We start from the raw sequence: 13,517 nt of genomic DNA, 5'->3' as shown, positions 1-13,517 counted from the left end.
GTCGGCACCTCTCAAGTCGGCACCTCTCAAGTCGGCACCTCTCAAGTCGGCACCTTTCAAGTTGACACCGCTTAGACCGGCATCGCTCAAGTCAGCACCGCTTAAATTTCGACCTTTATTTCGACCTTTAATGGACTGACTAACAATCTCTTGCACTAAACGCCATTTATTATCAAGTTCATTACTTTCGTCTTCCTCTGAACTTTCGCTTAAAACTTGAATATATTGAACAGGGAAATCGCTTATTTCTGTTATTTGTCTTGAGTTAATGATAGATATAAGCTGTTCAACATCCTTTTTAGAACCCTCTATGAATAATTTAATACTGCCTTTTTTAATATCAATAATTCTGATAGTTTTTCCTGAATATTCTCGTAAAATTGATTCAATTATTTGAACACTTGGAACTGAATTTATATCACCTTCTAATACGAGAGCAACTAGAATTGTTTGACTTAGTTCATCTATTACAGTTACTTGACGGCGAAGTGTCTGCACAGGCTCCACCCCCTTATTAGTATCTAAACTACTGCAATCTTTTATTTCTAACTGCTCTGATTGTTCTTTTTCTGGTATTCCCGCAATTTCTCTCCAATTTAATTTGAGTTCTTTACATATCTTTTTAAAGGAATCAAGCTGAATAGGCTCACATTGAAAAAATTTTGTGACTGTAGTGCGAGCCAAAAGTCGAGACTTTGCAAAGTTGCTTTTTGAATCAAATCCTAGCCTTACCAAAGCTTTTTCTGCTATTTCAACACCTTTTGGAGAGGCGATGATAGTAATTTTCCTTTTTTTTCTGCCAAGGCTTGGGTCTGTCATAGGTTGGCTAGAGTTTTTTATAAGCGATTATTTACGCAGTCACAACTAGGGCATAGGCTAATCATAGGATAATCACAAATTAGTTACAACAAAATCATTGTGTAGTCAGTATTGCAAGGGTTTTGCTCCACATTAGAAGTGTGAAGTCCACACACTCTGCAAAATCCATGAATAACAAGCCAACTCCTAACTCTCACTCAATAATAGAATTAAGCATTGCTCAGGAACGCTTGAGACAAGCGCGTTACAGCTTCAATCTTGCATTAATTACAACTGCATTGTCTGCCTGTATTAGTATTGTAGGTGCTGGGCTTTTACTATCAGGCAAAGTTCCAGAAGGAGGCGTTACTGCTGCTGGCGGAATAGCTGCAAGCGTTCGATGCGTTCAGCTTGCCAAGGACACCAACGACAGACTCGATAAGATTTTAGCTGAGTTAGATGATGAAACTTAAATAAAACTCACTTGCGATGCCTACGGCGGCAAGCTACGCCCATCATTTACAGGCGATCGCTTTAAAATTTAAACAACTCTAAAAACTCCTCAACAACCGCGTTGGAATTTCCAAAACATTCCTGTGCGCTAAATCGGCTAGTTCTAATACCCTCTCTATCAAATAACCTGTCTCGCTTGTAGTCAGCTAATGGGTTTTGATGGTACGTGATGCCATCAACTTCTAAAATCCTGACTTTACCTTGGTAAAAAACTAGAAAGTCAACTTCTCTAGTTTCATACTGTTTTGAGTGATTGTGTAGCCGACAGCCAGCATTAACAAAAAACAGCACCCCTTTTTTTTGAAAAGCCTCAGCGATCGCAGCTTCAGCCGGGGAACGTAAACGTAAACCATACCAATCTTTTGGGTAAACTTCAGCCTTAGTTTTAACTAGAGCCTCAGATTCTTGGGCCTGATTGTGTGCCTCAATTAATGCCCTAGCCCATGCCCGATCTACGGTCATTTCCCAAAGATGCTCAGTCCTGGGGCCATCAGGCTGCCCAAGGTAGGCTATAGTTCCATGCTCAAACCTGTAAACACCATTCCCCTTAACATTGACTTCGTTGGTTAACTTCTCACTAGTCCAGTTTTCATGAGGCAACATTATTCTTAGCACTTTTAACAGTCTTGTAGTTTTCATCTGTGCTGACTGTTGGGTACTAAGTGCCGCGTTGTTGGTTTGAAGTTGAGGCATAAAGGTTATTAATAAGTATCATTATTGTAATTATTCTCACAACTCGATACTTAGAGTTTTATTGGCTAGTGAAACTTGTTAACAGGTTTTAGCTTGAGCGATGTTTCTCAGTTCTGGGGGAAACTCGCACCCCATCAACCCCGCTCAAGCACCACCACCACCAACCCAACTGATACCAGCCTCTCTTGCAGCTTGGGGAGCGTAGAAAATCTTCTCGGAACCAAACACCGAACCATCCGGGCTAATCACGCGAAACTGCCAACACTTGCCAGGAGTGTAAAACACCAAGAGAATATAGCCGTTGATTGTAGAGATGGACTGGATCTGTAACTGGTTCATGGTGCTATTGTAGGTGCATCTCATTATTTAGTTTTAGTTTTTGACCTCCTAATAAACTCGATTATTTCCTCCAGCGTTGCACCTTCTCTCTGCATAGATTGAATTAATGGAATCGCACCTACTGGCACACTTCCAATACTCCGCCCCTTCCACTCTCCGTCTATCTTTTCCTCCCAGTTATAACCCCATCTCCAATGAGTAGGATTATCCTGCTCTCTGTGTCCAATCACACGGGGGTAAGAAGCGATCGCCCCACTCTTTAACTTTTTATTCTCAATGTATCTGTACAGGCAGCCTTTACGCTGTCTGCCTTTGGGCTTCTGTAAAACTTCCTGCTGCGGCTGACTTTCCTCTAAGAAATTTTCGGGTATTACCTCATACCACCCTTTTTTGAGAGTGAGATGCTTTTTCTCCCTACCCTCACCAGCTGCTACGCTAATAGTTTCGTCATTGATCCCTGTTACTGTGGCCTCATACCCTATCCACTGACTGAGGTTTTGGGTACGAGTTTTGGTGATGCGAATGCGATCGCCTATCTGCAATTCCCGTGTACACTCGATATTTGCAGAAAGCGTTTTTTCCTCTAAGAAATTTTCGGGTGCTAAACCGCACATACCACAGCCATCACTTAAATAGATGTGCTGCAATTCGCAACTAGGGCAAAGTACAAGTGGTTCTGATTGCGGCGTACACTCGTTAGATGAGGGAGTTGAGGTACAAGACGCGGCGAAGTCCGACGGTTGCGACTCTCCAATCGAGGGCGTTACCGAGGGCTGCGCGGCGATCGCGGATTGTTCCATTTCCGCTATTAACTCCGATGCCGATCTGTTTTCCTGTGGATCTGTCCAGCCAATAGGTAGATTGTAAGCACTCTCTAGAAATTCCGGGTTTACTACCTGTCCTTTGTTGATAATCGCGTTCTGTTTCAAAAAATTCTCTAATTTGCTCTGACCAGGGGGACGGCTGGACTTTGTACTTAATGCTGTTGGCGCTGGCAACCAACAATAATCTTCTTCTATCAAAGGGGGCTGCAAAGTTACCACTTGAAATGATAGCCCCGTCGAGAGAGTACCCGGATCTTTTGAATCGGCTTCCAATGTAGTCAATATACAGCTTTCTATCTCCAGGGGAGTAAGGGCAGCTGAGTAATCCGGCGACATTTTCGATGATTGCAAATCTGGGTTTGTAAATGTTGATGATTCTAAGTACTGCGGGGAAACAGTTTCTTTCATCGGTTGCTGCAAGCCTTTGTCCTTGGACTGAAAACGGTTGGCATGGCGGGGAAGCTGTAATGAGGTCGATTTGCTGCAATCCAAATGCTCCAGTGTGAGCAAGTCTTTGTACGTCGCCGTAGTTTGCGATATTTGGGAATCGTTTGGTGAGGATATCACAGCAGTAGTCGTCAATCTCTGCGAGTCCAATAAGCTTAAATCCTCCGAGTTTAGCGGCTGCAAAGGGGAATCCTGCCCCAACTCCTGAGCAGAGGTCAAGTTGCCTGAGTTTTGGCATGGTGCGATCGCCTCCTCCTGTATCTCATCCTCTAAGAATTTCACTTGATTGGGAAAAACCCTGATTTGTAAATCGTAATTATCTAATTTCACCCAAAATTCGGGGCTATCCTTTGTGTGATATCCAGATAAATAGCCCTTCTCGCCTGCGTATTTTTTATGAGTAGTAATCTCAAAGCGAACGCCTACTTTAAAAAGTCGTTCCTCTAAGAAATTGAAATTACCAAAGGGCGAAAATATTTGTCTAAATTTAGACTGATTCTTACCCCAATAAATTAGACAGTGTGATTGTCTAGCAGACATTTTAGGCTGATATTTCATGTCTAAAAACTTAATTCTGCCCTTCCAGAAACAGATTAAATTTGATGCAATTAATGGGTGAAACCATTTAGTATCTGTTGAAGCTGGTACGAGTGCGATCGCTTCTTCCACCCTCCCAGAATTAAACTCTTCTTGTAGCTTCGCAATCCACACGCCAGGGCAACTGTAAGGCGGATTCATAAACACTCGTCCAAACCAGTGATGAGAAAGCCCATCATCGTTAACAGTGAAATGTTGACAAGCTTCAATATGTTTTCCGTTGTCTGCACAAGGATCTAAAGTTATACCATTTAAGCAACTTTGAATTAAGGCAATTATTTCAGGTGGCGTATACCAACAATCAGAGGTTTTAGCTTTACTCATCTTGTTTACCTTATTTCAGCAGATTTTTGAACTGAGTAAACTGTGCATCAAACAGCAGTTTTACCACCCCTGTTGGGCCGCCCCTATTCTTGGCGATAATTACCTCTGCAAGACCTCTATCGATAGTATCGGGAAAATAATACTCGTCCCGATAAAGGAGCAAAACTAAATCAGAATCTTCCTCAATTCGCCCTGATTCGCGCAAATCTGACATCATAGGGCGCTTGCTATTACGGCTCTCTACACCACGATTTAGCTGTGACAAAATGACAATAGTTGTGTTACATTCGCGTGCTAATTGCTTTAACTGTCTGGTGATTTTTCCGATTTGAAAAGCGAGGTTGTAACTATCACCATCCGTCCCTTCCATTAGTTGTAGATAATCAATACCGACCATGCCAATGCGACCGTGTTCTGCGACAATTCGCTTAACTTTTGAACGAATTGAATTGACAGTTATCACGGGCGAATCGTCAATATAAACGGACAACTCGCTTAACCTACTGATTGATTGTGCTAAAGGTTCCCACTGGTGCTTGTTAATCTTGCCCTGTTGCAAATAGCTTGAATCAATTCTTGCATCTTGGGATAAAAATCTATCTGCCCATTCTTCTTTAGTCATTTCAAGGCTAAAAATAACAGTTGGTAACTTTTCGAGTTCGGAGATATTAAAAGCTAAGTTGCCTAAAAATGATGATTTTCCCATTGCTGGCCGTCCAGCAATTGTTATGAGCTTTCCCGGTTTAAATCCTCCTATCATTGCATCTAGGTCATAAAACCCACTTTTAACCCCAGATGGTGATATACCCATACTTTTTTCTTCAATGCTGGAGTAGGCATTTATCAAGATATCGCTGAGGTGAATTGGTTCAGATATTGATGAAATGGCACTATTATTTATCTCTAAAATTTTTGATTCAGCCGTCTCTAATTGTTTAGCTATTTCTTCTTCTTGGTCGTGTGCTAAATGGTAAATCTCACTTGCTGCCTTAGCTAATTGCCGACGGTAATATTTTTCTATCACCAACTCGGCTAACGCATCGATGTTCACAGCTGATACTGTGCGGTCTACCAAAGTTGCTAATTTATTTCTGCCACCAATACGCACAAGTATTTCGTGGTCAGTCAGCCAACTTGTAACTGAGAGCAAGTCTGTGGGTTTGCCTTGTGCGTGGAGCCTGAGTGCTGCTTGATAAATATCTTTGTGAGCGCTGATGTAAAAGGCTTCGGGAACAAGGTGATCGCTAACTCGACTAATCGCTTCTGGATCTAGCAAAATACCACCCAAAATCGCTTCTTCTGCTTCAATATTTTGGGGAGGCAGCTTGTTAGTATCACCAAAATTTAGATCAGACATAACTTACTCTCGCTTTTGCTGGGTTTTATGTGGGTATCGGGTTGGTTGCTAAAAATTCACGCACGTCTTCACGGGCAGTTTTCGCCCAATTGAGCCAGCTACTGTAAAAGTCATCTTTTAAAAACTGTTCGAGCCTTGCGCTGTCGCCCGATTGATTAGCCCCGCAAACTAAAGCTTGTAGTTGTCCGTACCACATTTGATGCTGCGGTTCGCTGTAAGCCACAAAATTATATTTTTGGTTTTGATTTTCATTCTCATCGCGGGTTTGGAACCACTGCTCAAGCAACTCATCAAAGTTCTTCTCTATCCATCGCTGTGGGAGTTGGGGAGGATTGGGTAACTGTGCAGCTTTCTTCTTACCAAAATCTAAAAAACTCTCTCTCTCTATCTCAGAGAGAGTCTTTTTAAAGTCTAAATAAGTCTGAATAGTATGAGAGACTTCGCAATCCTTACCAGCAAAGGATTTTGAGCGCTGACTTTCTCTTTTTTGAGACTCAGAGTCGCATTTTTGAGATTTTGAGTCTCGTTTTTGAGATTCAGAGTCGCATTTTTGAGACTCTGAATCTGAATTTTGAGACTCTAGTCTCATTTTTGAGACTCCAGTCAAATTTCTGCAATCAACTCTTTGCTCTTGAAAGTCAAATAGCTCAAGCTCTTGTAACCTAGCCCTAGCGCGGAAATATGAGGCTTTACTCATCTCAAGTTCTGTGGTGATTTCTAAGGTTGAGGGCATCTGCCAGTAGTGATCGCCAAAAGGATCTTTCTCAATTAGGTAAAGCCAGAGCGCCATTTCGTGCTTTGTAAGTTTAGACTTTCTAAGTTTTTGAGACATGGAAGGAGTCAGGGGGTAAAATTTTTCCATCAGGGCTGTACCTCCTCAAAAGTCACAGTAATCCTGAACTCTAAGCAGGTTGCTTGAGCCAATGCCAGTTTTGCTAGGTCAGAACGCTCAAACAGGTGAATGCGATCGTCAAGTACATCTCGTTGCGCTTGCGTCAGTTCCCAGCAAGCGTATAGCCATTCTTCATGTTGCAGTGGGTAAAACTTCCCTGGAATTTTGGAACTGTTTTGGGTCATAATGCACCTTTATTCATCAAAATATGATTAATGAAATTTTTGTTTGCCCCGGTTCGTCACAACTGAGGCAAACTTTTTTACTGCTGAGACTGGAGGGCGCACAATTGCTCCTGCCAAGTTTCAAGCGATAGCGGCATTTATGAATTTTTGCTCCTGTCGTTACAAGTAACGAGCATTTTTAAGAGCCGTTTGGTACGATTAATTTATCCATATTGATATTTCTTTCTGTATCGTTTAGGATACCTTGTATCGAATACAATACAACATAGCAAATGCAAAATTTTGTAACGCAAGAGGATTTTGAGTTGCATTGGCGGTTGTTCGACGAAATGATGAACCGCTTTAATTTAAATGCGAATGAAACAGCTAAAGCCGCTGGAGTTTCAAGGGTTCTTCTTTCGCGGTTTCGGCATGGTAAGGCGGATTTAGGATCTACAAAACTTATTACATTGCTTTTAACTCTTCCTTCCGAACCCAGAACTTGGTATATATCTCAATTGTTTGGTACTAGTCCAGACATGAACTTGCGATCAGTAATTAACCAATCCAGTTCAGCCGAACAGTTAGAAGCCTTGCGCTTAATTGCTGATGCACTAGCAAGCAAGAATCGTAAGAATACAGATCCAGTAGAAAAGGCTTTGGCTGTATAAGTTTCACGGTTACTTGTGATCGCCAGAAGCGTAGAAGTAGATACAAATAAAATCCTTGGCAACCACTGAAACTGGTATCGCTTATTGTTCAAATCTACTGACAAAAGCTAGAACCCTTACTAGTCAATCTTTATTGTTCTGTCGTATAATTTTTTATCCCTTTGCCATAGCAAGTACTTGGTAAAACTTTGCGATTAAATGATTCATAGGGTTGATGTCTACTTTCAGCAGTATAATATCAAACTTGTTAAGACTTATCAAATACTATAAGTAATAATGTCAGATTTTGCCAAGTCCCAGCGACATCAAAAGCTGTTTGATCAAATGTTAGTACGTTTTGATTTGAATGCACGCTCGATTGGTGATGCGGCGGGAATTACAGAAGTAACGATTTCGCGCTTTCGTAATGGTAAATGCGATTTAGGTAGCGCCAAGCTGGTTGCACTCTTAGAAGCTGCCCCCCAGGAAGCGAGAAACTGGTATTTATCAGAATTATTCGGCGCTAAACCCAGCTCCTCACTGCGATTACTCATCCGAGAAGCATCACCCCAAGAAAAAGCTGAAATATTAACGGAGATTGCTGACTGGCTACAAAATATCGATGATGTTGGCTCTACTTCAGTTGATTTCAGCCTTCTAACTAAGTAATACTACGGTTTGTATCTGCTTGATATTAGCTGTATGATTTGAAGTTGAAATTTTGATAAATTGAAATTCGAGTGGAAAGCAATATAGATAAGGCTTTAGAAGTTTGCCAACATCTTACGAAAGATGAGAAGTTGGTATTAATTCGCAAGCTTTTACTAAGTATTGGTTTGTCGGCGGTATGTGTCAGTTGCTTAATGAACGGTTCGGGGCACATGCATATTGCCAATAAACATCAGATGGCGAATATGCTAAGGGCGATCGCGGCAAATATTAGAAAGTTGTAAGGTTTTTTGTTTGACGGCGGCTTTTACTGTGATTAACTTGGTCGGAAGTCCACAGAAGGAACTATTGCCGCCGCAGGTGGATTCGCCAAAGAGTATTCGCTGCCTCCAACTGGCAAAAGACACCAATGACCGACTAGACAAGATAGCAGCCGAAATTTAAGCTGCATCTTCAAGGGCGATCGCTTCCCTTTTACCTTGCAGACATGGGAAGCGATCGCTATTTTTATATTGATTGTATGGCAACCTTTTTTTGATACAGTAAAATCATCTTCACGAGCAACAAAATCCTATAAAACTGGTGTATCAAATAAAGGATGCTCTAAAATGTGGCTCCAGTACGGAATTGACCAAGACAAAACTCTAGTTTCAATTGAGGATGTGCCGCGTGGCAAGACTCAGGTAAGGTGTCCCTACTGCGATGGTGAACTGACTGCTAAAAAGGGTCAGCGCAATGAGCATCACTTTGCCCACACTCATGAAACTTGCCGGGAAGTTAACCGTAGCAATCGCTTACTTCCTACCTTGCCCCTGTATGATAATTTCAACATTTGGTTAACTGGAAAGGAACTTCAGCAAATCAAAGACCTTTGGAACCGCTACGGAGAAAAGGACAGAGGCATTGATGAAAGCAAAGTGCCAAGAGTTTTAATTAGAGAAGAATTACTAGAGCGTAATACATACCGCTATGGCGGCGAATATCAGTTTACAAAACTGGGTAAGATACCAGTTGGCGCACTCTCTCTAATGTTATTTAATCAAGTTCAAGAACCAATGTTACTAGAAAAACTGCAAGAGCTTGAAGATAATTTAGAGTCTGCTTACCATGAAAAATCCCCTTTATTTAATGAATGTTTGCGAGATTTACAAATTTATCAAGCTGAATTTCGTAAAATTCTAGCCAATAGCCTTTATTATCTCCAGATTGATACCAGTGGAGGAAATACTATTTATAAAATCGGCGTGACTCGTCGTGATATCGAAACGCGAATATCTGAAATCAAAAGTGATTTAGCCCCATACTTTGACAGTGTTTCAATTAAAGTATTAGGAACCTGTCCTCATCGTGGAAACGTTGAGAAATACTTTAAGCATAGGTATTCGTTTTTCAATATCCCGATTGGAAATTTAACTGAATATTACAACTTATTCACCCCAGAACAGGCTAAGGTCGCGCTACGAGATTTGCGGCGGATGAAGGCGAAAGAATTATCAAAAGTTGAGGTTGATATTCTAGACGGTAAGCCAAGCTGGATTGAGCAATTTATTGTAGAGCAAGAACAAACTCGTCAGCAACAGATTTTAATCGAACAGAAAAAGATTAGGCGATCGCAGGCAATCAAAACGGGGATGTCCCGTGCTAAGAACTGGGGTCAACACGTTGGCCGGCCTTCAATTGGTGAATCAATAGAGGAATTTCTAGCAAAACCCTCATCACAACGAGTAATTGCAGCGCTTGATGAGGGCTTATCATTGCGAGAAGCAGCCCAAAAAGCTAATGTGGCAATCAATACAGTTCGTAAGGTGAAAGCATTACTCGTAGATGAGTAAAGTTACAATTAATTCTTAGAGGAAATTAGCGTAGGCGTAGCCCGCCGTAGGCATCGCCATCATTTTTAGGATAAAGCGATCGCCTACGTAGTGATTCTTAGAGGATAGCGAGTAATTCTTTAGCCAAATCTTTAGGTGAATTAATACCTTGTAAAGTTTTGCGCTTACCCTTCAATACAAGCTCAATTCGCTGTTGTTTTTGAATTAACAAATCATCAATCGCTTTGTCGATATTTCCAAGCTGCAACCATGTTGCGAACACAGCATTTTCTTGACCTAGCCTATGGCATCTATCCTCGGCTTGCTCACAGTCTCCCGGAGTCCAAGCACGATCAACTAGAATAACATTGCTAGCAGCTGTCAGGGTTAGACCAACACCGCCAGCTTTGATAGTTCCGACGAATACGTTGTTATCCCCTGATTGGAACTGATCAACTAATTCCTGGCGCACAGTGGGTTTAGTATCTCCGGTCAGGAGTAAACCGCCAAGTCCCTGTGCGATCGCCTTGGCTGACTCTACAAACTCGGTAAACATTACAACCTGCTGGCCTTGCTCTAACAGTTCCTCGGCAAGAGCGATCGCGCTCTGTACTTTAAACTCACTCCCCACCTTCCGTAAGAAGTTGAGAGTTACTAACGCTTCTGCATTTTCATCAACTTCACCCAGTTTTGCACGGCGGCGGTAGTCGTCCACGAGTGAGCGAATTGTCTCTTGATATGACTTGGCTGCACTTGCCTCACATTCTGCTTCCTTAAATAGTCTGGTCTTAGCTGGCAACTCAGTTAAACACTCAGCCTTGGTACGTCTGAGAATCACATCCTCAGTTTTATAAGCCAACTCATCCAGATGTGCTGCTCCGGTGTTGTCCCAAACTGCTTTTTTACCAACGTACTTATGTCCAGCATTGCAATAGTGCCGTTCATAAGCCCATTTATCAGCTGCTAGTGGGTGGTTGACTGCAAATAGTAATGGGTAAAGGTTAACTGGTCTACCGTTTTTGATTGGTGTCCCAGTTAGCAGCCATGAGGCCAAGCAGTTTTCATGGTGCGCCAGTTCCAACATTTTCTTAGTCCGTTGACTGTTGATATTCTGGGCATAATGCGCCTCATCACAAATCAGCACATATTTTTGAGTATCTAATGGTTTAGGCATCTTAGCCCAACTAAAACACTCGATTTTGACTTCAGCACGAGCAGCTTCCTTTACCCAATTTTCCATTACAGATACAGGAGCAATCACAAACACCGGACAACCCTTGTGTACTTGCATTGCTCTGGCTGCTATCAATGCCTCAAGCGATTTACCTAACCCCATGTGATCTGCAAGAATGCCCCCGGTGTAGATGCCGCCGCGACGATGAGCAAGCAACCACTCAACACCTTTTTTCTGATAATCCCGCAGATACCAGCCATTAGCCAAAGGTGCATCTAGATTTGCTCGTTTTACTAACTGTACAATTCCATCAGCCGCCGCCAGCGCTGCGGCTTCCATTGCTTGCTCCTCCTCGTGACGCTGCTTTTGAGCAAGGGCTTTCGCTCCTTCTACCTCTGGTGTAAGATGAAATTGGTTATTTGTGAGCTTTTCTATGACTTCCTCAATTTTCAACAGAGGAAAACGCCAAGATTTATCCTCACCCTCAAATTTATAACCAACAATATCTTTACAATCACGCTGAAATTTACCTGATTTATCGTAAGGAGCGTACACAGCAATCATCTCTCCTTTTATTTCAACCCTGTGTTCTGGGGTAATGGTTGTGTTTTCTTGAGTGATGATTACTGGTGCTGAATTTAGAGCGTATTGGTGAGCGATCACATCCCATAAAGGCAGTGATAGTCCGGCTAGACTCAACTGCTTACTATACTTTTGAATCATTTTATATGCAGCCTGGGCGTGTGCCTGAAGCAGTAGCCTTTGCTGCTGAATTTGATTTGCTAACCAATGGCCAAAGCCGGAATCAGCCTTGTTAAAACCTTGACCATCTATTGAGCTTGCACCATCACACCGTGACGATAGATAACAGATTGCCCTTTCTAAGCGGCGATCAGCTGTCTCTTCTTTCTTCTCATCAATGATTGCAGGTAATTCTAACTGGAGTTTGACAACATCCTCTAGTTGCCAGGATTTAACCGAATTAAGGAAGAAATTGAAGTTTAAATTATTTTGCTGTGGTTTTGGTGCTGGTTCATCATCATAGGTGAAATCTTCTCCAGTCCAGTGTTCAGATTCCATCCCGGCGTATATAGGATATCTGACTGGGCGAACGCTCAAGTCATCATCACCACACAAAGAACTTACAGCCAGTTTTAATTGACTCAATTCATCTTTGCTAAGTCTATCTAATGCAGAGATGACGGAATCAAGAGGACTAGAGCCATTATCCAGTGATCGCGCGTACTTCTCTATTTCCTCTAAGAATATCTCTGGTACTCTTGTAGGTTTCGTTGGTAGATTATTCCACGTTGTTTTTTGTTTAGGTAACTGCTCAGTTTTAGGATGTGGATTAGGCATAGATTTTGGTCGTATACTTTTATTAAATAGTATTATGTATGCTGTGTACGCTGCATATACATTAATTAAAGTATATTTTTTGGGAGGTGCGATCGCTAACATAATCGCTTACGCGAAATAAGAAGTTGATGCTACGCAGTTTATTTCTTGACTCCCTCCTTCGTCGGTCGATGTCCCCCCCCGCCCCAAGGGGAGCGCTCATTGCCGCAGGGCTACCCCGGCTGTTTTAGGATGGCTACGCGCATCAAGGGCTTGTCTTCGACACGCTACGCGAACGCAAGTGGCGGAATATTGTTACTACGTTTTTATATCTGGGGGTTTCCCCCAGACCCCCACCGCCACCCTTGACACGCTACGCAAAGAAAGAAAGAGCCGGGGGTTTCCCTGTCGTCCTTTCGCGTTGAGGTCTGCTATGTCCACTCTCGTTCGTCGGTCGTTCGTTGGCTGTCCCGCTCCTCTGGCGGCTGAAGTTGTTGAGTTGGCCCGTTGCTTCCCTGGTCTTGGTCTTGCTGTGGTGCGGCCGTCGTCTCGTGCGTTCTCTAGTTGGGTGTGTGTGTGTTCGTTCGCGTCTGAGTTGGCGGCGGTGCGTTTTGCTGCGGCTGCGGCGGGTCAGTTCTTCGGGCCTGGTTCGTTCTGTGTCGTTCGCTTCACTGGGCGGCGTTGGCGGGTGTCGGTTCCGTGTCTGTCTCCAGCTGTGGTTGTGCGGGTGTGTTTGGGGCGGCCTCGGTTGGCGCGTCGATTTGGCGGTCGGTTGGTTCTGGCTGGTTAGTTTGTTTGGGGGCTTCGGCCCTCTTTCTTAGAAAGTTGCAACAAGAGTGGCTCGCCGCCCAACGCACTTTCCGCTTTTTTTGGGATTTAATCATTGGCTTTCCATTGGATCTTCACGCCCAATACCGAGCGATCGCA

14 protein-coding genes and 1 pseudogene are annotated in these 13,517 nt (G+C 42.9%); 6 read left to right on the top strand and 9 right to left on the bottom strand.

The annotated features are described in order from the left end of the window. The coding region (locus ACFFAP_RS27860; protein ID WP_375514266.1) for a pentapeptide repeat-containing protein at positions 1-819 on the bottom strand (819 nt) is incomplete at its 3' end. Between the two features lie 167 nt (positions 820-986). Between ACFFAP_RS27860 and ACFFAP_RS27855 the strand changes: the two genes are divergently transcribed. Continuing rightward, entirely contained in the window at positions 987-1,271 is a 285-nt protein-coding gene (locus ACFFAP_RS27855) for a hypothetical protein (protein WP_375514265.1), read from the top strand. A 61-nt stretch (positions 1,272-1,332) separates the two neighbouring features. On the opposite strand, the gene ACFFAP_RS27850 is transcribed toward ACFFAP_RS27855, so the two are convergent. The 7 genes and pseudogenes from ACFFAP_RS27850 to ACFFAP_RS27820 all read right to left on the bottom strand — a co-directional run bounded on the left by ACFFAP_RS27850 (position 1,333) and on the right by ACFFAP_RS27820 (position 6,969). Continuing rightward, entirely contained in the window at positions 1,333-2,004 is a 672-nt protein-coding gene (locus tag ACFFAP_RS27850; RefSeq protein WP_375514264.1) for a DUF559 domain-containing protein, read from the bottom strand. A gap of 144 nt (positions 2,005-2,148) precedes the next feature. Beyond that, entirely contained in the window at positions 2,149-2,343 is a 195-nt protein-coding gene (locus tag ACFFAP_RS27845; RefSeq protein WP_375514263.1) for a hypothetical protein, read from the bottom strand. Between the two features lie 696 nt (positions 2,344-3,039). Further along, positions 3,040-3,852, bottom strand: coding sequence for a DNA cytosine methyltransferase (locus ACFFAP_RS27840; RefSeq protein WP_375514267.1), 813 nt, complete (start codon positions 3,850-3,852; stop codon positions 3,040-3,042). Positions 3,853-4,121: 269 nt separating this feature from the next. Further along, positions 4,122-4,535 (bottom strand): annotated as a pseudogene (locus ACFFAP_RS27835) (DNA N-6-adenine-methyltransferase); the annotation flags it as partial. 10 nt (positions 4,536-4,545) lie between these two features. Further along, entirely contained in the window at positions 4,546-5,892 is a 1,347-nt protein-coding gene (gene dnaB, locus ACFFAP_RS27830; RefSeq protein WP_375514262.1) for a replicative DNA helicase, read from the bottom strand. A gap of 25 nt (positions 5,893-5,917) precedes the next feature. Continuing rightward, a complete protein-coding gene (locus ACFFAP_RS27825; protein WP_375514261.1) occupies positions 5,918-6,754 on the bottom strand; it encodes a hypothetical protein in 837 nt (278 codons plus the stop codon). After that, positions 6,754-6,969, bottom strand: coding sequence for a hypothetical protein (locus ACFFAP_RS27820; protein WP_375514260.1), 216 nt, complete (start codon positions 6,967-6,969; stop codon positions 6,754-6,756). Before ACFFAP_RS27820 ends, ACFFAP_RS27825 begins: the two co-directional genes overlap by 1 nt. A 272-nt stretch (positions 6,970-7,241) precedes the next feature. Here ACFFAP_RS27820 and ACFFAP_RS27815 point away from each other — a divergent pair, with 272 nt between their 5' ends. The 4 genes from ACFFAP_RS27815 to ACFFAP_RS27800 all read left to right on the top strand — a co-directional run bounded on the left by ACFFAP_RS27815 (position 7,242) and on the right by ACFFAP_RS27800 (position 10,099). Further along, entirely contained in the window at positions 7,242-7,619 is a 378-nt protein-coding gene (locus ACFFAP_RS27815; RefSeq protein ID WP_375514259.1) for a helix-turn-helix domain-containing protein, read from the top strand. Positions 7,620-7,943: 324 nt separating this feature from the next. Continuing rightward, entirely contained in the window at positions 7,944-8,267 is a 324-nt protein-coding gene (locus tag ACFFAP_RS27810; protein ID WP_375514258.1) for an XRE family transcriptional regulator, read from the top strand. A gap of 71 nt (positions 8,268-8,338) precedes the next feature. Then, positions 8,339-8,551 (top strand): hypothetical protein, encoded by a 213-nt coding sequence (locus ACFFAP_RS27805; RefSeq protein WP_375514257.1) that lies wholly within the window; start codon positions 8,339-8,341, stop codon positions 8,549-8,551. Positions 8,552-8,875: 324 nt separating this feature from the next. Next, the gene (locus ACFFAP_RS27800; RefSeq protein ID WP_375514256.1) at positions 8,876-10,099 is read left to right on the top strand and encodes a GIY-YIG nuclease family protein; all 1,224 of its coding nucleotides are present in this window, start codon (positions 8,876-8,878) and stop codon (positions 10,097-10,099) included. Between the two features lie 97 nt (positions 10,100-10,196). On the opposite strand, the gene ACFFAP_RS27795 is transcribed toward ACFFAP_RS27800, so the two are convergent. Further along, a complete protein-coding gene (locus ACFFAP_RS27795) occupies positions 10,197-12,611 on the bottom strand; it encodes a DEAD/DEAH box helicase (protein ID WP_375514255.1) in 2,415 nt (804 codons plus the stop codon). Between the two features lie 553 nt (positions 12,612-13,164). On the opposite strand from ACFFAP_RS27795, the gene ACFFAP_RS27790 reads away from it, so the two are divergent. Further along, positions 13,165-13,380 (top strand): hypothetical protein, encoded by a 216-nt coding sequence (locus ACFFAP_RS27790; RefSeq protein WP_375514254.1) that lies wholly within the window; start codon positions 13,165-13,167, stop codon positions 13,378-13,380. Positions 13,381-13,517: the final 137 nt, after the last annotated feature.

The sequence above is a fragment of the uncultured Nostoc sp. genome, assembly GCF_964245575.1.
Classification (GTDB): Bacteria; Cyanobacteriota; Cyanobacteriia; order Cyanobacteriales; family Nostocaceae; genus Nostoc.
Note: the sequence above shows the minus strand (reverse complement) of the source record. Positions and strands in the feature narration are given on the sequence as shown.